Below are 20,390 nucleotides of genomic sequence, written 5' to 3' on the forward strand. Positions count from 1 at the left end.
CACCCGTCCGCCGCTAACTTGTCCCCGAAGGAACAAATCCGCTCGACTTGCATGTATTAGGCACGCCGCCAGCGTTCGTCCTGAGCCAGGATCAAACTCTCCATAGTAGCGAACAATTGCTTGTCCATATATCTGAAAGCTGAAATGCTCATTGACTTGCTAGCGAGATTTTGCAATCTCTTTTTGAACGATTACTCGTTCGTGCTTACTCACTCGTTGTTCAGTTTTCAAAGATCAATTATTCTTGTCCGACCTGCTCTCTTTCGAAAGCCGGAAGACCAATATACCATACTGAGTTTCGCATTGCAACTCTTAATTTCAAGTTGTTGTTCTCACCAATTTCTCAGTGCTCAGCGGCAACTTTTATAAGATACCACAGACGATGCAAACATTGCAAGTACTTGTCGTAAAAAGTTTTGGGACACCCAGCGATGCCCCAAAACAATTGTATTATTCCCCTTGACGCTGACGCATATGTGGGAATAAGAGGACATCGCGGATGGAAGGCGCATTCGTTAATAGCATAACCAAACGATCTACCCCTATTCCTAATCCACCAGTAGGCGGCATGCCATATTCTAGAGCTCGGATGAAATCTTCATCCATCTCATGCGCTTCATCATTGCCTTGTTCTTTCTCACGAAGCTGCGCTTCAAACCGTTCTCTTTGATCAATCGGATCATTAAGCTCTGTAAAAGCATTGGCATGCTCACGCGCCACAATAAAGAGTTCAAACCGATCCGTAAAACGCGGATCTTCTGGATTCTTTTTGGCAAGCGGTGAAATTTCTAATGGATGTCCGTAAACAAAGGTCGGTTGGATTAACGTTTCTTCAACAAATGTCTCGAAGAACTGGTTCACAATATGACCGAATGTCATATGCGGCTCAACAGATACATTGTGTTCCTTCGCTAAACGGTGCGCTTCCTCATTAGACATATGCGTATTAAAGTCTACGCCTTTGACTTCTTTAATCGCATCGACCATGGAGACCCTTCTCCAGCCAACAGCTAAATCAATCTCGTGATCGCCGTAAGGAACTGTCGTACCGCCAAGAACCTCTTGAGCAATGTGAGCAACGAGTTCTTCTGTAAGCTTCATGATGTCTTTGTAGTCCGCATAAGCCTCGTACAACTCTATCATCGTAAACTCAGGGTTATGACGCGTAGAGATACCTTCATTCCGGTATACACGCCCAATTTCGTATACTTTCTCCAGCCCGCCTACAATTAGACGCTTCAAGTGAAGCTCAATAGCAATTCGCATATGCAGCTGCATATCCAAAGCATTGTGATGTGTGTTGAAAGGACGTGCTGAAGCTCCGCCCGCGATCGTATGGAGTGTAGGTGTTTCTACTTCCAAGAATCCTAGAGAATCCAGATAGCGGCGCATAGACTGAATAATGCGGGAACGCAGAATAAAGGTCTGTTGCACATCTTGATTCATAATCAAATCAACATACCGCTGACGGTAACGCAGTTCCACATCGCTAAGACCATGGAATTTGTCCGGCAGTGGCAGCAAGGACTTGGTTAGAACTTCAAGGGAATGTACCTTAATAGAAGTTTCACCGGTTTTTGTTTTGAAAACGACCCCTTGCACACCCACGATATCGCCCAAGTCCAAAATATCAAAGGCTTTATAGATCGCAGTATCCAAAGCATCTTCACGAACATAGATCTGAATTTTGCCTGTGATGTCTTGGAGATGTGCGAAGCTAGCTTTACCCATCCCTCTTTTTTGCATAATACGTCCGGCAATACTGACCTCAACGGCTTCAGCATCCAATTCTTCTTTGGTTTTATCTTGGTAGGCCGAAAGAATTTCTTGGGCCGTATGCGTTCTCACATATTTCCCGCCAAATGGGTCGACGCCCAAACCGCGAAGCTCGTCCAATTTATTGCGACGAATGACGAGCAATTCATTTAACTCCAATTCCTGACTCATGATTTCATCTCCCACTTATTAGTAAAGGGTGCTAAACCGGAAAAAAGCTTCCGAAAGGAAGCTTTCCAAAGGGCTGCACGCTACTTTTTAATATCAATAATTTGATACTGAATGACGCCAGCAGGAACGATTACATCGACGTTCGCGCCCCTTTGTTTACCTAGAATAGCTCTGCCTACAGGGCTTTCATTGGAAATCTTATTCATCAACGGATCGGATTCCGCCGTACCTACAATGTTGTACTCAACTAAATCGCCGAATTCTAAATCTTTCAGCGTTACAATTGAGCCAACACTTACGGTATTGGTATCGACATCGTCGTTATTAATAATACGCGCATTGCGCAGCAGTTTTTCTAATGTAATGATTCTACCTTCAATAAAAGCTTGTTCGTTCTTAGCATCTTCGTATTCTGAGTTCTCACTAATATCACCATATCCGATGGCGACCTTGATTCTCTCAGCCACTTCGCGACGCTTCACTGATTTCAGATGTTCGAGCTCATCTTCAAGCTTCTTTAAACCTTGTGGTGTAAGAATGACCTCTTTTTCAGCCATTAACAACTGATCTCCCGTCATGTGAAAGATTTTCATATCGTTGAATCGATGCTTCCTGCTAGGAGTCGGGTCTTTATAGAGCTGATTCAAGTAGTATGAATTCACGTTTCATAAATCGCATAGGTGCGCGTTTGTCTTTCAATATATGCAGGAACACATTAATATTGACTGATTATATTGCAACGGTTTCAAAATGTCAATCTCAACCATCACGTGATTATTTATTGCACAATAGCTGATTCTTCAACGGTTGGCGCCAGCGTTTCTACAGAGAGATGCTCGACATATTCATTCAAAACCCGCACCATCTCATCCCGCTTGAGCATCTCCATGATGGCATCCTTCACACGAGCTGATCCCGTTAAGCCTTTGAGATACCAAGCCATGTGCTTGCGCATTTCCTTGACGGCAACATGCTCGCCTTTGAGGGCGATAAGACGGTCCATATGGAGGATGGCGATACGAATTTTCTCTTCCGGCGTAGGCTCAGGCGGCAGTTCCCCGTTAGCCAGATACTGTACCGTGCGGTATAGCATCCATGGGTTGCCCAGCGCTCCACGTCCGATCATGACGCCATCTACACCCGTGTGATCCAGCATGCGCTTAGCATCTTCGGGGGTTACAACATCGCCATTCCCAATTACCGGGATAGAGAGCGCCTGCTTCACGTCACGGATAATATCCCAATCCGCTTTCCCTGTATACAGCTGCTCTCGTGTACGGCCATGCACACTGACGGCACTTCCTCCGCCTCTTTCGACAGCTTTCGCATTCTCAATCGCGTAGATGTGTTCGGAATCCCAACCGATCCGCATTTTCACGGTTACCGGCTTGCTTACAGCAGCAACAACGGTTGCGATCATTTGCTCGATCTTGTCGGGTTGGAGCAGCCAACGCGCTCCCGCGTCGCACTTGGTGATTTTGGGAACCGGACAGCCCATATTGATATCGATGATATCCGCATTCGTATGCTGATCAACAATTTTGGCTGCTTGCACGAGGGTTTCGGTATCACCACCAAAAATTTGTAAACTTAGCGGCTTCTCACGATCGTCTACATATAACATCTCCATCGAACGCGCATTCCCGTGAACGATAGCTTTATCACTAACCATCTCTGCACATACCAGACCTGTGCCAAATTCCTTGGCAATCAGTCGAAATGCTGGATTACATACGCCCGCCATGGGGGCAAGCACAACGCGATTGGGAGCTTCGACATTTCCTATTTTCAGCACCGAAGATTCCACTCCTCTCATCTCGCAACCGCCGCGACTAACTCGTCGGGCTCTATATGAAGGACTTGCGAGATCTTGTTTATAATTTTCGTATCCGGCTTGCGTGTGCCTCTCTCGATCGCTCCCAAGATGGCAATCGAGACGCCTAACAAATCAGCCAGTTCGTTCTGTGTATATCCCTTTAATTTGCGAAAAGCGCGAATGCGCTGAGCTACTGAGCTTTTTTCCATAGAACGACGCCTTCCTTTCCTTCCAGTTTCTCCAAATGCCCGGAGATGAATTCAAATGCAGCATCCTGCCGTTTAGAGAGAACCTCTGTGAGAGGAACTAATACAAAAGCCCGCTCATGCATCCGCGGATGCGGAATGATCAAGTCGGGGGTTGCAAGCTGCTCATCGCCGTAAAGGAGCAGATCCAAATCGATGGTTCTTGGACCCCAGCGCAAATCCCGCGTACGGCCCAAACGGTTCTCGATGGCAAGCAAAGTGAACAGCAATGCTTCTGCAGGCAGACTCGTATGAATTTGAATAACCATATTGAGAAAAGCAGATTGATCCACATAGCCAACCGGTTCGGTTTCGTAAATACTGGAAAGGCCAGTTACTTGGATACCCGACTCCTGGTGAAGCGCTGCAATCGCATCCTGCAAATAATGTTCACGGTCATCGATATTAGATCCTAGCGCCACATAGGCGGTAGTAGTTGGTTCTCGTTCTTCGGCTGTCATTGTACGGCCCGCTTTCGGTTAATCTCAATGGTGACGCCGTCGAAAATAACGGCAAAGGGTGGATGCGGCTTAATGACGCGCACCGTCACTTCATTGATACTAGTATAAGTATGCAGCAGCTCGGATGCAATATTTTCTGCAAGCGCCTCAATTAGTTTGAAGGTGCGCCCTTCGACAATTTCCTTCACTTTGAAAAAAACTTCGCCATAATTCACGGTATCATCCAGATGATCCGACTTTCCCGGTTTGCTCAACGGCAGCACAAGCTCAACATCAACGTAGAAACGCTGACCTAGTTTATTCTCTTCCGGAAACACGCCATGATTACCAAAAAACTGCATGCGGGACAGGGTTATTTTATCCATCATTATTGCCTCCATCGTTATGTTATGAGCGGATAATGGCATCTGTCATGACCGCTACTCGTTTCATTGCTTGAATGTCGTGCACACGAATGATTCCACAGCCTTGAGCAATCCCTAGTACAACCGTTGAAGCCGTGCCCTCAAGACGCTCCTCAGGTGGCAGATTAAGGGTTAGACCAATCACGCTTTTCCGTGATGTTCCCAGGAGGACAGGGTAACCTAGAGCCGTAATCGCAGCCAGTTGATTCATTAACTGCAAATTTTGCTCATAGCTCTTGGCAAATCCGATACCGGGGTCTAAAATAATACGCTCCTCCCGAACACCAGCCTCTAGCGCTTGTTTCGTATAAAGAAGCAAATCGTTGATAACATCGGGAATGAAATCGGAGTATACCGAGTTCGTGCGATTATGGGTAATGATAAAAGGACAATCATAGCTGGCAGCTACGATTGCCATACGCGCGTCGGCTTGACCACCCCATACATCGTTGATAATATGCGCTCCCGCTTCTAGTGCTTGTTGAGCGACTTCAGCTTTGTAAGTATCTATCGAAATAGGAACATTAACTTCCCGACGCAGTGCCTCAATGACAGGGATAACACGTCGCAGCTCCTCTTCCTGAGTAACCGCAGCGAATCCCGGCCGGGTAGATTCTCCCCCGATGTCAATGATATCAGCGCCCTCAGCAACCATCTGCCTAGCCCTGCTCACCGCATCCGCAACCCGAACGTATTCCCCGCCATCAGAGAAGGAATCTGGTGTTACGTTCAATATGCCCATAATGATCGTTCGATCACCAATGGGCAGCTCATGTCCTCTGCAAGATAACACGTTCATCTTCTGTTCACTTCCTATAGCTGTCAGATGTTTAGTGATACGACTCCATAAGTCGGCGCGTTAACGGTCCTACCAAACCAGAGCCAACTGGGTAAGCTTGTCCACTGGGTGTATACAATGTTGTGACGGGAACGATAGCTTGAATGGAATTAACGAGAAATACTTCGTCAGCCTCGACAAGATCTTCCCAGCGATAAAAGCCGTCCTGGGTTGGAATTTGCTGCTGCTGCGCAAGACCAAGCACATGGGCTCTAGTGATGCCGGGCAGTATGCCCGTGTCCAAAGAAGGCGTATAACCGATGCCATTTTTGACGAAGAAAATATTGCTGACGACGCCCTCGGCCACATAGCCGTCTTCGCTGAGCATTAAACCCTCTGCGCCAGCAGCCCAGCTGTATTGCTGAAGCTCTCTTTTGGCAAGAATGTTGTTCATATAGTGAAAAGACTTGAAGCGGTACAGCCCTTCAGGCGTATTGCGGGGCAGCTTGAGCAGTTGCAGCGCTTTGCCTTGCTGATACGTTTCCTCATCTCGTGCCGGAAGTGATTTGATATAGATAATCTCTGTTGGCTGCTTGTAATCTTCCGTAGGCAGACCTAGAGCTTCCTCTCCCGCCGAAACGGAATAGCGAATATAGGCATCCTCTAGCTCATTAGCTTGCAACAATGACGCGATTAAACCTTCGAGACGTTCAAGATTTGGTTCAAATACGATGCCAAGTTCGTGACAGCCTGCGGATAAACGGTCGAGGTGCTCCCTAAGTAAAAATGGCTTCCCCCCATAGGTACGGAAAGTTTCGAAGAGACCAAGCCCGTAAAGAAAGCCGTGATCGTAAACCGAGACCACGGCCAGCTTGTCATCGATCAGGTTTCCATTGACGCTAATGATCATAGCTACACTCCCGCTTTGGCTGTCCGGCGAAGAAAGTTCCGCAGAATCTGATGGCCATGCTGTGTGATGATCGATTCGGGATGGAATTGAACACCCTCGATCGGATATTCCTTATGGCGCAAAGCCATAATTTCTCCCTCTGCCGTATGTGCGCTTACTTCCAAGCAATCTGGCAGTGTCTCCGCTTTGACAATTAAAGAATGATAACGTGTTGCTATAAATGGCGAAGGCAGTCCTTCGAATAATGTTTTCCCGTCATGGAAAATTTCTGAGGTTTTGCCATGCATTAAACGTTCTGCGCGAATAACGTCGCCGCCAAAAGCCTGACCAATGGATTGGTGGCCCAGACAAACGCCGAAGATGGGAATTATACCCTTGAAATGGTCAATCAGTGATAAGCTAATGCCGGCTTCATTCGGCGTGCACGGTCCCGGAGATATCAAGATGTGATCAGGCGCCAAAGCCTCTACACCCGCTAAATCGATTTCGTCATTGCGACGAACGATGACTTCTTCACCGATCTCCCCCAAGTATTGGACGAGGTTGTACGTAAACGAATCATAATTATCAATCACTAAAATCATTCTAAGCTCCCCTTTCGTCAGCCCATCTTGGGCCCTAAGCTCGGCTCATGCTCCGCTCGCTGTATTCTATCGCTTTCCACATCGCTTTGGCTTTGTTCAGGGATTCGATATATTCTCGCTCTGGGATAGAATCAATGACGATCCCTGCCCCTGCTTGAATATGGCCTACTCCTTGCACAGCTACCAGCGTTCGTATAATAATATTAAATTCCATATTGCCATTATAGTCAATCCATCCCATCGAACCCGTATAAGGTCCGCGACGCACGGGCTCTAATTCTTCAATGATTTCCATCGTCCGAATCTTAGGAGCTCCGGTGATGGTTCCTCCAGGGAATGTCGCAGCAATGACATCATAGACATCCTTCCCTTCCGCCAGCTCGCCGACGACTTCCGAGACGATGTGCATGACATGGGAATAGTATTCAATGACCATGAAGTCCTTCACTTGGACGGTGCCGTACTTGGAGATGCGGCCCAGGTCGTTGCGTTCGAGATCGACCAGCATGACGTGCTCGGCACGCTCTTTGTCATTGTCGATGAGCTCGCCAGCCAGGCGCAGATCATCTTGCTCGTCCTTGCCGCGTGGGCGCGTGCCAGCGATCGGACGCGTCCGCAGGACGCCGTCCTCGAGCTGCACAAGCAGCTCCGGCGAGCCCGATACGAGCGCGAAGCCGTCGAAGCGCAGCAAGCCCATGTACGGCGAGGGATTGACGATGCGCAGCGCCTCGTAGATCTCCTCCGGCGTAGTGCTCAGCTGCCGGCTCTGTCTAACCGACAAGTTGACTTGGAACACGTCACCTTGCGAGATGTAGGCTTGGATGCGCTGCACCGCCGCGATGTAATCGGCTTTGCCGAAGGCAGGCTGAATGCCTGCGATGCTTTCGACGTCGATGTGCAGCTGCTCGCGCGCGAGATCAACGCCCGCGCCGCCGCCAAGCGACGCGCTGCCAGAGGCGCGGATGGCCTGCCAGCGAGCGAGCATCGCGTGCGCGTCATCGCGCGCTTGCTGGTAGAGCTGCTCGAGATCGGCAGCGTCTGCTGAGATATCGGATATCTGTGTATGAACCGCGATATACAAGCTTTTCTCGCTATGATCCAAGATCCATACCTGATCATACATAGCGAAGCTGTAGTCTGGAATCGGCAAATCATTAGCTGCCTCTTCTGGAAGCTTCTCGATCGTACGGATTACATCGTAGCTCCAATAGCCAACGCACCCGCCTAGAAACTTAGGGGCTCCCTCCACATTAGGACTATGAAAAGGCGCCATCCATTGCTTGACGATGTCTAGCGGCTTGCCTTCCCGATGCAAAACATTGGTTCCCCCATGGTTTGTGAGGGGCAAACTGGTGATTTCGGCAGCCAAACCGGTTCCACGCACCGTGGAAAAAGGCTGCAGACCAAAAAAGGTGTAGCGGCCACCCTTGCCGCTTTCCAGAACAAATGAATCCGGGGAGGCGTCCTTCCAGGCTGCTTCCCATGAAGCTACCCGCTTTTCGGCCAAACCTAGCTTCATGACATAAGGCAGCATGGTGTAGGTGGATGACCAATTACGCCACTGCTCTAGGGATGTTAGGATCATGCTTGCCCTCCTTCCGTTCGTCTCCGATGATTAGTTGTCCATTAGTATACTCCAACCTTACACAGAAAAAAAGCCCCCAGCTGCAGCAGCCGGGAGCTCGTTAGTTCTTGGAGTCTTATTGCTCTTCGAATTGGTAAAGTGGCGTAGAGAGGTAACGCTCTCCGTTACTTGGGATAATCGCAACAACACGTTTTCCAGTTCCAAGCTCTTTTGCAACTTTCAGTGCTGCGAAAATCGCCGCGCCGGAGGAAATACCACCAAGAATACCTTCTTCTTTGGCTACACGACGGGAAGTTTCGAACGCATCTTCGTTCTCTACGGCAATGATTTCGTCATAAATTTTCGTGTTCAAGATGTCCGGAACAAAACCTGCACCGATCCCTTGAATTTTATGAGGACCTGGTTTACCGCCGGAAAGAACCGGGGAAGCCGCAGGCTCAATGGCGTAAATTTTAATTCCCGGGAAATTTTCTTTCAGTACGCTGCCAGCGCCCGAGATCGTTCCACCTGTACCGATACCGGAAATGAAAGCATCTAATTTACCGTCATGCGCATTGATAGCTTCAACGATTTCTGGTCCTGTTGTTTCGCGGTGAACCTTCACGTTGGCCGGGTTTTTGAATTGTTGCGGGATGAAGTAAGAAGGGTTCTCTGCTTGAAGCTCTTCCGCACGCTTGATAGCCCCCTTCATTCCTTCTGCACCTGGCGTCAGAACGAGTTGTGCACCGTAGGCGCGAAGCAGGTTGCGTCTTTCCAAAGACATCGTTTCCGGCATAACCAGAATCGCCTTGTAGCCTTTGGCTGCTGCTACTAATGCTATTCCGATTCCTGTGTTACCGCTAGTTGGCTCAACAATCGTATCGCCTGGCTTGAGCTTGCCTTCTTGCTCAGCTACTTCGATCATGGAGATGGCAATGCGGTCTTTCACGCTGGCACCTGGATTCTGGTACTCCAGCTTTACATAAACCTCAGCGCTTCCTTCCGGAACAACGCGATTCAAACGAACAAGAGGTGTATCTCCAATCAAATCAGTAATGCTTTGAACTAATCTTGCCATCTTATTTCCCCTCCAGGTTAAGTGATGAATGATTTCCGAGTTAATTAGTCGGTATTAATACATTAATCTTATCAATGCGCTTACAGGTTGTCAACCATATTTTCACAATGCGTTAACGTAATTGCGGGTCTATGATTGACACTTTCCATTTGTTGCGGAGCTGCAGCACATAATCCTTCAATGGCGGGGCCTCCTGAAGAGCCAGTTCCCTGCGCACATTCTCCCGAATAAAGCCTTGATCCGGATTCGCTTTCTCTCGCTTGTTCTTCAATTTCACGATGGCGAAGCCCTGTGGCAAACTGACAGGCTTGCTTACTTCCCCAACCTTCAGCAATTTAGCCGATTCCAGAACGGGCGCAGCAACAAAGGGATCATCTCCCTCAATCCAACCCAAATCACCACCGGTGTTATTGGTTGCATCATCGAGCGAGCGATCTCTGGCCAAGGTTGCGAAGCTCTCCCCTTTTGCCAGTTCCGCAATGACTTTGTTCGCTTGGTCCTTGGTGGACACGATAATCTGAAGGATGTTGTACTCTGTTGCTTGTTTGAACTCATCCGCATGTGTCTTGATATACTCATCTACTTGCGCATCGGTAATATGGACATGACTCGTTGCCAGCTTCTCAAGCAATAACTTATTCGTTACATCCTCTTGGATTTCTTGCTTCGACAGTCCTAACTGATTTTGCATAGATGCGTAGAATTGTACTTCGCTCTCATATCCTTGCTGCATCCGCTTCAATTCACGGTTAATCTCCGCGTTCCCTATCGCAGTCCCCGTCTCGGTTCCTTCCAGACTTATCACTTCGCGATCCAACAATTGACCCAGTAGTTCCGTCCCGTAATGGCGTTCCAACGCCGTATGCAGTTCTTTTATGGTTATTTCACGATCCCCAATTTTGGCGACTACCCGCTCGTTCTTCTGCTCACCTTGCTGTTCAGGTTCTGTAGGCTGACTTGGTTCTGTTTGATTCATGGAATGGGTGATCAGCAAGGATGTGAGCACGAGATTACATACAGCCAGCACAATGATGGCTCCCCACAATCGTTTTACGTTCTGCATCCTGACTCCCTCTTTACTTCCATCTTGCTTGTGTGGTCATAGATCGATCATTCTTTGTAAATCTTCTTCTCCATAGCGATAAGCTTCATTGCAGAAATGGCAGACCACTTCAGCGAATCCTTCGTCTTCAAGAATCTCTTGCAGTTCCGATTTCCCTAAGGAAATCAATGTGGACTCAACCTTTTCACGACTGCATTTGCAGCGGAACATAACATCCATCTGATCCAATGACTGGAACGAAGGCAGTACCGTTTGCAGAATCTCTTCTAAATTGAGTCCTTCACCCAACATACTGGTGAAAGAAGGAGTACGACCCAGCATTTCCTCAATTTCAGCGATCTCCTCATCCATTAACCCTGGAAGCAATTGAATCACGAACCCGCCTGAGGCCAGGATAGAATGATCGGTATTAACTAGCACGCCGAGCGCCACGGCGGATGGTGTTTGTTCCGACTTTGCAAAGTAGTAGGTGAAATCTTCCGCCAATTCCCCTGAGATGAGAGGAACACTGCCTTTGTAAGGCTCTTTCAATCCCAAATCTTTCGTTATGTACAAAAAACCTTCTGTTCCTACAGCGGCAGCTACATCAAGCTTGCCATTTTCTTTGAGCGGCGGGTCAACCAGCGGGTTATCTACATAACCACGCACCTCACCCTTCGCGTTGGCATCAACGACGATTTGACCGATGGGCCCCTCGCCCTTCACTTGAATGATGAGATGCTCCTCACCCTTCAACATGGCTCCAATTAAAAGGCCAGCCGCAGCTGTCCGTCCAAGTGCAGCCGTGGCCGTCGGCGTCGTTTGGTGTCTCCGACTGAGTTCTTCGGTGAGAACGGTCGTTTGCACCGCAAAAGCTCGAACCCTGCCCCCGAGAGCCGTTCCTCGAATTAAATAATCGCTCATGTTACGTCCTTTCCTTAAACAGCTTATGCATTTTTCTCATAAATCATTTGCAAACCTTGCAAAGTGAGCAAAGGATTTACAATTTGTATCGTACGCGACTCACTTGAAATCAATTCCGCCAGTCCACCCGTCGCAATGACAGTTGGATTGACATTGAATTCTTGCTTTACGCGTTCAACAATCCCATCTACTTGACCCACATAGCCGTAAACAATACCCGCCTGCATAGCTGCTACCGTATTGCGCCCGACAACGCTCTTGGGCTTGACGAGTTCAATGCGCGGCAATTTCGCCGCCTTTTGATATAAGGCTTCGGTAGAAATGCCAATCCCCGGAGCAATCGCGCAGCCAACAAGCTGCTGGGCAGGATCAATATAATCGTACGTAGTTGCCGTTCCGAAATCTACAATAATGCAAGGCGCTCCGTAGAGTTCAAGAGCTGCAACCGCGTTAACAATGCGATCGGCACCGACCTCTTTGGGGTTATCAACACGCACATTGAGCCCTGTTTTGATCCCTGGGCCTACGATAAATGGCGTTCTTTTCAAATAATGCAGGCTTAAGTTCTCCATCACACCCATAAGCGGCGGGACAACGGATGAAACAATAACGCCTTCTACCTCGTTGAAAAGGATACCCGAGTGCTGGAACAAGCTGTACAACTGCATCCCATATTCATCGACTGTCGCCGAACGGTTCGTACTGATCCGCCAGTGATGCAGCAGCGTGCGTTCTTGATAAAGTCCGAGCACTATGTTTGTATTCCCTACATCGATAACGAGAATCATAGTGCTGTCTCCTTCCGTTCATTCAGGTCTAGTGAAATATCGAGCGCCGCAACCGAATAGGTTAAACGGCCAACCGAAATGACGTCTACGCCTGATTCTGCCATCGCTTTAATGGTCTGGACAGATACTGAGCCCGATCCTTCTACAACAATATGCGGGGCTTTGCTTTTAATTATAGCAACGGCTTCTTTCATCTTGGCCGGAACCATATTATCCAACATGATGATATCGGCTCCAGCTGCTAATGCTTCATCAAGCTGGGTAAAGTCTTCGACTTCGACTTCAATTTTCATCGTATGCGGAATTTGCTGCCGTGCCGATTGAACGGCTTGCGTGATGCCGCCTGAACCCTTAATATGATTATCTTTGATCATGACAGCGTCATAAAGACCGAATCGGTGATTATGACCGCCTCCGACACGTACAGCATACTTCTCAAGCAGTCTGTGTCCTGGCGTCGTTTTGCGCGTATCCACAAGTCTGGTAGACATGCCTTCTAACGCATTGACGAATTCACGAGTCTTGGTGGCAATACCTGACATTCTCTGCATAAGGTTCAAGCTCAAGCGTTCTCCGAGCAAAATACTGCGCGTATTTCCCTCCACCTCAGCTAGTATGGTCCCTTTTAATACAGACGATCCTTCTACCACTTTTGTTTCAAAACGGAGTGAAGCATCTACGACCGCGAATACTTCTTGGGCAATGCGCAGCCCGCAAACAATTCCGTCTTCTTTGACGTGGATAATCCCTTTGGACACCTGTTCCAAAGGGATTGTTGTCAATGTGGTGACGTCGCCGGTGCCAATATCTTCTTCCAGCCAAAGCCGAATATGTTTACGAATTAATTCCATATTTAAATCCAGCATTTAAATCCACTCCTCAATCCTATCTTCCCCGCGCTTAAATACAATATGCTTCTTCCACATCTGATCATCCCGCTCCGGGAAATCTTCCCGATAGTGACCACCGCGGCTTTCTTCCCTCGCCAAAGCTGCTATTGTCGTAAGCAAGGAGCAGTTCAATAAATTCGCAAACTCGTAATCTTCCCGTTTCGACATCATCGATTCGAAGAAGGCTAGTTGTCTGGTCAATTCATCATACCCTTTTTGCAAACCTTTGGCTGATCGCTTGAGTCCTGCATAACGCAGCATAACTTTCTGCAGCTTCAACTTTTTCTCAACTACAGCTTGGCTGGAAATTTCAGTTCTCGGCGCTTCAGCCTCAGCACGGATTTGGATGTTTCCTTGCAGTGGAGGAAGCTCCTGAATGCGTTCAATAATTCTCCGCCCAAAAACAATCGCCTCGGACAGCGAGTTGCTCGCCAAGCGGTTAGCTCCATGTACGCCTGTGGATGACACTTCGCCGCAAGCGAAGAGTCGTCGAACCGCCGTCTCGCCATGAAGATCCGTCTTCACGCCGCCCATCATATAATGTGCTGCCGGCGCAACCGGAATCCAGTCTGTGCTCATATCGAGCCCATAATTCAAACAATATTCGTAAATCGTAGGGAACCTATGTTTAATAAGGTCTTCCGATTCGTGCGTAATATCAATGTAAACAAAGGTCGATCGGCAATTTTCCATTTCATCGACAATCGCGCGGGCAACTACATCTCTAGGCGCAAGCTCAAGCTGCGGGTGATACCGCTCCATGAAGCGCTCTCCTTTGATGTTGCGCAGATAAGCGCCCTCGCCGCGCACAGCCTCGGAGATGAGGAAGCGCGGTGCGCCTGGGTAGCAAAGCGCGGTCGGGTGGAATTGAACGAATTCCACATCCTGGATTTGCGCCCCAGCACGATGCGCGATGGCAATGCCGTCTCCGGTGGCAATGTCCGGGTTCGTGGTGTAGCGGAACAGCTGCCCTGCTCCACCGGAGCACAGGATCGTGGCGTTGCCGCGGACGAACACCCGCTGGCCGCCGGGCTTCTGGACGAGTGCGCCGTAGCACTCGCCGTCTTGTGTGATCAGGTCGATCACGAAGTGATCGTCCCAGACTTCAATGTTCGGATCTTGCTTCGTGCGTTCCGACAGGGCTCGTACAATCTCAGCGCCAGTGGCGTCGCCATGCGCATGCAAGATGCGGCGCTGACTATGCGCGCCCTCTTTGGTCAAGGCGAACTCCCCGTTCTCCAAATCGAACTGGGTCCCCATCTTGATCAAGTCCTGCACGCCGTTAGGACCTTCGTGAACGAGCACGTCAACAGCTTCTGGCGAACAGAGCCCTGCTCCCGCAATCAGTGTATCCTGCATATGGTATTCCGGCGAATCCTCGTCCGATATAACCGCAGCAATGCCGCCTTGGGCGTACCGCGTATTGCTGTCGAGGAGCGATTTCTTCGTAATCATCAGCACTTTCTTATTTTCACTAGCGCGGATTGCAGTGAATAATCCTGCAATGCCTGCACCAATCACAATAACATCTGTATGTACATGAGGAATGGAATCTAAATCTACATCTACGAGGTATCTTGGAATCATTGGGCCGTTTCACCTGTTCTCCGCCATGTATTGCCCCGTCATGATAACTAACGCTTCCGTCAGTTGCCATAACGGGGGGCTTATCAGAAAAAGACCGGATCCTTGGTCAAAGGCGGTCTTTTCTATATGGTCATTCTGTCTTGATTTAGAATTTATTTCACTTGAAGCATACGCTCCAGAGATAATCTCGCTTTATCAGCTACATCTTCCGGTACGTAGATTTCTGGCTGCATCGTTTCAAGACATTTTACAATTTTCTTCAAATTGTTTACTTTCATGTTCGGGCATACCAAGTATTTGGTCGCAAAATGGAACTGTTTGTCCGGGCTGTCCATACGAAGTTGGTAGCCAGTGCCGTCTTCCGTTCCAACGATGAATTCCTTGCAGTCTGATTCTTTGCAATATTTAATGATCGCTGTTGTGGAACCTACGAAGTCGCCCAATTTCACCACTTCTGGTCGGCATTCTGGATGGACAACGAACTGCGCATTCGGATACTGCGCTCTCATTTCCTCAACATCTTTCACGGTCAGCATATCATGGGTGTTGCAATAGCCTTCCCAGATGATCACTTTTTTGCTTGTGAATTTTGATACATAGTCACCCAAATTTTTATCCGGTACCCAGATGATTTCATCCGAATCGACGGAATTGATGACATTGATGGCATTTGCTGACGTACAGCAAATATCTGTTTCTGATTTTACATCAGCCGATGTGTTAATGTAAGCAACTACTTTGGCCTTGGGGTGCTGCCGCTTGAGAGCACGCAAGCCTTCCACATTCACCATGTCCGCCATAGGGCACCCTGCACGTTCGTCAGGAATGATAACCGTCTTGTTAGGAGCTAATATCTTAGCGCTCTCTCCCATGAAATGAACACCACAGAACACAATAACATCTGCATCTGTTTGTGCCGCCTTTTGCGCTAGCAGAAAGGAATCCCCCCGGAAATCGGCAACTTCTTGAACTTCGTCTCGCTGATAATAATGAGCAAGTATAATGGCATTGCGTTCTTTCTTCAGCTGCAGCAACCGTTCTTTGAGTTCGCGGTTCTGTTCAGCCTTGCGTTCCAATGCTAAAGCTTCCATGGATGCTTCCTCCCCTATCTGGGACGTAAAATGGACTAACCCTCTTATCTAAAAGTAGTATGAGCTAATCTTAATAAAATTAGAGATTTACAACTAATTTACACATTCCCGCATCCCCTGTCAATGCGCAAAAAGGCCGAAATAACCAGAAAATCCGGGTACACCTGACGTGTACACCGGATTTACGAGTTGCTATTGCTTGTTACTCTTCGGATTGATCCGAGTTCGGATCTTTCTCTTTGTTTAACTCTAATTTATTGCTGTCACTGGATTGGCTTTGACCTTGAATGTTCACTTTGACTTCTTCGTCATCTGTGACGTCACTCAATCTGCCTTTCTCCAAAAGCGCAATGATCTCATCTTTGTCCAATGTTTCTTTCTCAAGCAACGTTTTGGCTACGAGATGAATTTGGTCAGCATGTTCAGTCAGCATTGTGCGAGCACGATCATAGCAGGTGCGGATAAAGCTTTGCATCTCTTGATCAATTTCATACGCAATGGCATCACTATAGTTCTGTTCATGGCCGATATCGCGTCCTAAGAACACTTGGCCTTGGGAACTGCCGAATTGCATCGGTCCGAGCTTGTCGCTCATTCCGTATTCCATAATCATGCGACGAACGATACCTGTTGCCTTCTGGAAGTCACTGTACGCCCCAGTACCGATTTCACCGATGAATAATTCCTCGGAAACGCGGCCACCCAAGAGTCCTGTTACTTTATCCAGCAATTCGTTCTTCGTCTGCATCATGCGATCTTCGCCTTCTTTGGGCAGCATCATCACGTAACCGCCAGCGCGTCCGCGCGGAACGATCGTAACTTTGTGTACCATATCAGCATTCTCGGCGTAATAGCCGATGATTGCGTGTCCGGCTTCATGATAAGCAACAATGCGCTTCTCTGCATCGCTGATAATTCGGCTCTTCTTCTGCGTACCGACAATGATACGGTCAAAAGCTTCCTCAACCTCAGCCATGGAAATATCTTTACGGTTACGACGAGCAGCAATCAGCGCCGCTTCGTTCAATAAATTTTCTAGATCAGCACCTGTGAATCCAGTTGTGTAGCGTGATAGAGAATCCAGCTTCACGTCTTTGGCAAGTGGTTTGTTGCGAGCATGTACTTTCAGAACCGCTTCGCGGCCTTTGATATCCGGACGATCTACCGTAATTTGACGGTCGAAACGGCCTGGACGCAATAATGCCGGATCCAAAATGTCAGGACGGTTCGTTGCTGCTACGATAATGATACCTTCGTTTGCGCCAAATCCATCCATCTCAACAAGCAATTGATTCAAGGTTTGTTCGCGCTCATCATGTCCGCCGCCTAAGCCTGCGCCACGTTGACGACCAACCGCATCAATCTCATCAATAAAGATGATACAAGGCGAGTTCTTCTTCGCGTTCTCGAACAAGTCACGAACACGGGATGCGCCGACACCGACGAACATCTCAACGAAGTCAGAACCGGAGATGCTGAAGAACGGTACGCCTGCTTCACCAGCGACTGCTCTTGCCAGCAATGTTTTACCTGTTCCCGGAGGACCATTCAAGAGAACCCCTTTGGGGATTCTTGCACCGACAGCTGCGAATTTCCGTGGATCTTTGAGGAACTCAACAACCTCGATTAATTCTTGCTTCTCTTCATCTGCACCTGCCACATCCTCGAACGTGACACGTTTCTTCTCTTCATTATATAAGCGGGCACGGCTCTTGCCGAAGTTCATTACTTTCCCGCCGCCACCTTGAGCCTGATTCAACAGGAAGAAAAACAAGATGAAGATAATGACGAATGGAATAATGGAAGTTAGGAAACTAATCCAAACACTATCCCGTTCCATGGTCTCGTATGTTTCTTGCGGTACGCCATTGGCTTCAATTAATTGAACGACCAAAGGCTCATACGGGGCATGGGTTTCAAAGCTCTTCTTATCAGCACCACTTGGCGGGTTAATATACTTACCTTTAATCAAATAGGTGTATCCATCAAACTTCAGCGTGACGGATTCCACATTTTTGTTAACAACCGCTTGGCGGAATTTGTCGTAAGTAATTAACTCCTTTTGTTCATTCTGGGTACTGATGAAATGGACGATACCTACGGTTACCAAAAATATAAGTAAATAAAAACCGGTATTCCGGATAATTCGATTCATCCCTAGCCTCCTCTCGAACGGCACACTTTTATTATTTTACCACATCCCGGTAAAGCACTACAACATAACAGCATTGGCGGGCCTGCGGGAAATGACATTAGGTAGTGTAGATCTCTGGTTTCAATATGCCGACAAATGGAAGGTTGCGATATTTCTCTGCATAATCCAGACCATATCCGACTACGAACTCATCAGGAAGCACGTATCCTGCATAATCAGGCTCGAGCTCAACGGTTCGGCGTGCCGGCTTGTTAAACAGCGCTACGACCGAGATTGTCTTGGCATTGCGTCGTTCTAGCACATCTATCAGATAACTAAGCGTTAAACCGCTATCGATAATGTCCTCCACGATTAAAATGTGACGCCCTTCCACGGGTACGTCCAGATCTTTGATAATCTTGACAACGCCGGAAGATTTGGTGGATTGACCATAGCTGGATACAGCCATGAAATCAAGTTCCAGCGGCACTCTGATTTGCTTGACCAAGTCAGCCATAAAAATAAAAGCGCCTTTGAGTACACAAATGACCAATGGGTTCTTACCTTCGTAATCGCTCGAGAGCTGATCCCCTAGTTCTTTGATTTTGCCTTGAATTTGTTCTTCGCTGTAAAGAACTTCTTGAATGTCGCTGTACAAGGATGAACCCCCTAGATTATATTATGAATCCTTATAAATTTACATTCTAGAAGAACGAAATTTACACATGTTACTGCAGCACGAGCTTCATATGAAGCACACGTTCTGTATCCGGTCCAATCAATGCGTGTTTGGACCTGCGAAAGCCAGCAATCCAGAGGATTTGCCCGGAAGCATCGACCAGTAACGGGATGACATCACGCCGACTTAGCGGCATTTTGGCATCAATGAACATATCTTTTACCTTTTTGGACCCGTTTAAACCATGTGGTTCCAATCGATCTCCAGACCGTCGATTTCTGACCACGAGCGGCAATTGGATTTGATCCAGATCCAAATATACATCCGTTGCCGATGAGATAAGATCAATAGTGTCATTGGATTGAACAGACATCCAGGAGCAGTACAGACTAGCTTCGACTTCCGGCAGGCTCAGTCCGCTTGTCTCAAAACCGATCTCATACGCATATGACTTCGGAGATGGCACAATCGTCTGAAAGTGAATAGCTTCATATTCTCTCACTATATAAAGTTCTTCATCCACCTGTAGGACTTGATTCGAAACTTGATCATGCACAATCAACTCGCGAATTCGTTCAATCCGCCCTAATTCAAGGCGATCCATTCCCAAACAAAGACAGTTTAATATTAATTTAATCAAACGCCTTTGTAAAGCAAGGTGCAGTTCGGTGAAATCACCTCGCTCTAAGCGGTAACTTGCTTGCCCAGTCACGGTTATTCGCTGAAAAACCCGTTCGGTCTCTTTGGCCAAATAATCATCCTCGGCTTGCATCAGCTCCGTTAGTCGATTCAGTGATTCCGGAAGTTGTTCATTATACGGCTTCAGCATCGGCAGCACATCAAGACGAATTTGATTGCGGAAATACTTCCGCAGCTCATTGCTGCTATCCATACAATAAAGCATTTCATGCTGAGCACAATAGTTCACAATATCTGCTTTGTATATACGTAGAAAAGGTCGAATGAGTTCCACTTTTTTTTCAAGCCTTCGTTCGGGCATGCCCGTAAGCCCTGAGGGGCCCGTCCCTCTAAGAATTCGCATCATGACCGTTTCCGCTTGATCGTCGGCGTGATGGGCTAGCGCGATGCGGTTGGCGCCATATTGGTCAGCTACCAGATGCAGGAATTCATAACGCTTCTCACGCGCGGCTGCCTGCCCGTTAAGAGCAGTTTCTTCTATATAAGCCGGCACATTAATAACGCCAACTTCACAGGGAAGTCCTTTGCTTGCAGCAAGTTCGTTGACAAAAGCAGCTTCCGCATCCGACTCCTCGCCTCGGAATTGATGATTAACATGAGCGACAACCAACTGCCAACTGTACTTCTCCCCCAATACAAAAAGGACATGAAGCAGCGCTACCGAATCAGGTCCTCCTGAAACCGCAACGACAACGACATCTCCTGGGGCTACGAGCTTTTGTTCTTTGATACGTTGTTCTACCCTCGCAACTAGATCGTGCTCCATATG

Annotated in this window: 20 protein-coding genes and 1 rRNA gene; all 21 read right to left on the reverse strand. The window is 48.0% G+C overall.

The window, feature by feature from the left end; all coding sequences use genetic code 11:
• Positions 1-107, reverse strand: a 16S ribosomal RNA gene (locus IEY34_RS25695); the annotation flags it as partial.
• A gap of 343 nt (positions 108-450) precedes the next feature.
• Positions 451-1,947, reverse strand: a complete 1,497-nt coding sequence (gene lysS, locus IEY34_RS25700) for a lysine--tRNA ligase (RefSeq protein ID WP_189016983.1) — start codon at positions 1,945-1,947, stop codon at positions 451-453.
• Between the two features lie 80 nt (positions 1,948-2,027).
• Entirely contained in the window at positions 2,028-2,504 is a 477-nt protein-coding gene (gene greA / locus IEY34_RS25705) for a transcription elongation factor GreA (protein WP_189016986.1), read from the reverse strand.
• A gap of 221 nt (positions 2,505-2,725) precedes the next feature.
• The gene (gene dusB / locus IEY34_RS25710) at positions 2,726-3,742 is read right to left on the reverse strand and encodes a tRNA dihydrouridine synthase DusB (RefSeq protein ID WP_189016989.1); all 1,017 of its coding nucleotides are present in this window, start codon (positions 3,740-3,742) and stop codon (positions 2,726-2,728) included.
• A 17-nt stretch (positions 3,743-3,759) separates the two neighbouring features.
• Complete coding sequence (locus IEY34_RS25715) at positions 3,760-3,972, reverse strand: helix-turn-helix domain-containing protein (RefSeq protein WP_189016992.1); 213 nt, start codon at positions 3,970-3,972, stop codon at positions 3,760-3,762.
• Complete coding sequence (gene folK / locus IEY34_RS25720) at positions 3,954-4,469, reverse strand: 2-amino-4-hydroxy-6-hydroxymethyldihydropteridine diphosphokinase (protein WP_189016995.1); 516 nt, start codon at positions 4,467-4,469, stop codon at positions 3,954-3,956. The genes IEY34_RS25715 and folK overlap by 19 nt, the downstream gene beginning before the upstream one ends.
• On the reverse strand, positions 4,466-4,834 hold the full coding sequence (gene folB / locus IEY34_RS25725; protein ID WP_189017145.1) for a dihydroneopterin aldolase: 369 nt from the start codon (positions 4,832-4,834) through the stop codon (positions 4,466-4,468). The genes folK and folB overlap by 4 nt, the downstream gene beginning before the upstream one ends.
• 22 nt (positions 4,835-4,856) lie before the next feature.
• Complete coding sequence (gene folP, locus IEY34_RS25730) at positions 4,857-5,672, reverse strand: dihydropteroate synthase (protein WP_189016997.1); 816 nt, start codon at positions 5,670-5,672, stop codon at positions 4,857-4,859.
• Between the two features lie 31 nt (positions 5,673-5,703).
• Entirely contained in the window at positions 5,704-6,561 is an 858-nt protein-coding gene (gene pabC / locus IEY34_RS25735; protein WP_189017000.1) for an aminodeoxychorismate lyase, read from the reverse strand.
• Between the two features lie 2 nt (positions 6,562-6,563).
• Entirely contained in the window at positions 6,564-7,145 is a 582-nt protein-coding gene (gene pabA, locus IEY34_RS25740; RefSeq protein WP_189017003.1) for an aminodeoxychorismate/anthranilate synthase component II, read from the reverse strand.
• 34 nt (positions 7,146-7,179) lie between these two features.
• On the reverse strand, positions 7,180-8,730 hold the full coding sequence (locus tag IEY34_RS25745; protein WP_189017006.1) for an anthranilate synthase component I family protein: 1,551 nt from the start codon (positions 8,728-8,730) through the stop codon (positions 7,180-7,182).
• Positions 8,731-8,845: 115 nt separating this feature from the next.
• Positions 8,846-9,787, reverse strand: a complete 942-nt coding sequence (gene cysK, locus IEY34_RS25750) for a cysteine synthase A (protein WP_189017009.1) — start codon at positions 9,785-9,787, stop codon at positions 8,846-8,848.
• Between the two features lie 112 nt (positions 9,788-9,899).
• Positions 9,900-10,850: a peptidylprolyl isomerase gene (locus IEY34_RS25755; protein ID WP_189017012.1), complete on the reverse strand. Its 951-nt coding sequence runs from the start codon at positions 10,848-10,850 to the stop codon at positions 9,900-9,902.
• A 36-nt stretch (positions 10,851-10,886) separates the two neighbouring features.
• Positions 10,887-11,753, reverse strand: a complete 867-nt coding sequence (gene hslO, locus IEY34_RS25760; protein WP_189017015.1) for an Hsp33 family molecular chaperone HslO — start codon at positions 11,751-11,753, stop codon at positions 10,887-10,889.
• Between the two features lie 23 nt (positions 11,754-11,776).
• On the reverse strand, positions 11,777-12,541 hold the full coding sequence (locus IEY34_RS25765) for a type III pantothenate kinase (protein WP_189017018.1): 765 nt from the start codon (positions 12,539-12,541) through the stop codon (positions 11,777-11,779).
• A complete protein-coding gene (nadC, locus tag IEY34_RS25770) occupies positions 12,538-13,407 on the reverse strand; it encodes a carboxylating nicotinate-nucleotide diphosphorylase (protein WP_189017021.1) in 870 nt (289 codons plus the stop codon). The genes IEY34_RS25765 and nadC overlap by 4 nt, the downstream gene beginning before the upstream one ends.
• Positions 13,408-15,018 carry an L-aspartate oxidase gene (nadB, locus tag IEY34_RS25775; protein ID WP_189017024.1) on the reverse strand — a complete coding sequence of 537 codons (1,611 nt, stop codon included), beginning with the start codon at positions 15,016-15,018 and terminating at the stop codon, positions 13,408-13,410.
• Between the two features lie 152 nt (positions 15,019-15,170).
• Positions 15,171-16,109, reverse strand: coding sequence for a quinolinate synthase NadA (gene nadA, locus IEY34_RS25780; protein WP_189017027.1), 939 nt, complete (start codon positions 16,107-16,109; stop codon positions 15,171-15,173).
• A gap of 202 nt (positions 16,110-16,311) precedes the next feature.
• Positions 16,312-18,264, reverse strand: a complete 1,953-nt coding sequence (ftsH, locus tag IEY34_RS25785; protein ID WP_189017030.1) for an ATP-dependent zinc metalloprotease FtsH — start codon at positions 18,262-18,264, stop codon at positions 16,312-16,314.
• A gap of 97 nt (positions 18,265-18,361) precedes the next feature.
• Positions 18,362-18,901, reverse strand: coding sequence for a hypoxanthine phosphoribosyltransferase (hpt, locus tag IEY34_RS25790; RefSeq protein ID WP_189017033.1), 540 nt, complete (start codon positions 18,899-18,901; stop codon positions 18,362-18,364).
• Positions 18,902-18,971: 70 nt separating this feature from the next.
• Positions 18,972-20,387 (reverse strand): tRNA lysidine(34) synthetase TilS, encoded by a 1,416-nt coding sequence (gene tilS / locus IEY34_RS25795; RefSeq protein ID WP_189017037.1) that lies wholly within the window; start codon positions 20,385-20,387, stop codon positions 18,972-18,974.
• Positions 20,388-20,390 lie beyond the last annotated feature (3 nt).

Source organism: Paenibacillus marchantiophytorum (assembly GCF_014640555.1).
Taxonomy (GTDB): domain Bacteria; phylum Bacillota; class Bacilli; order Paenibacillales; family NBRC-103111; genus Paenibacillus_E; species Paenibacillus_E marchantiophytorum.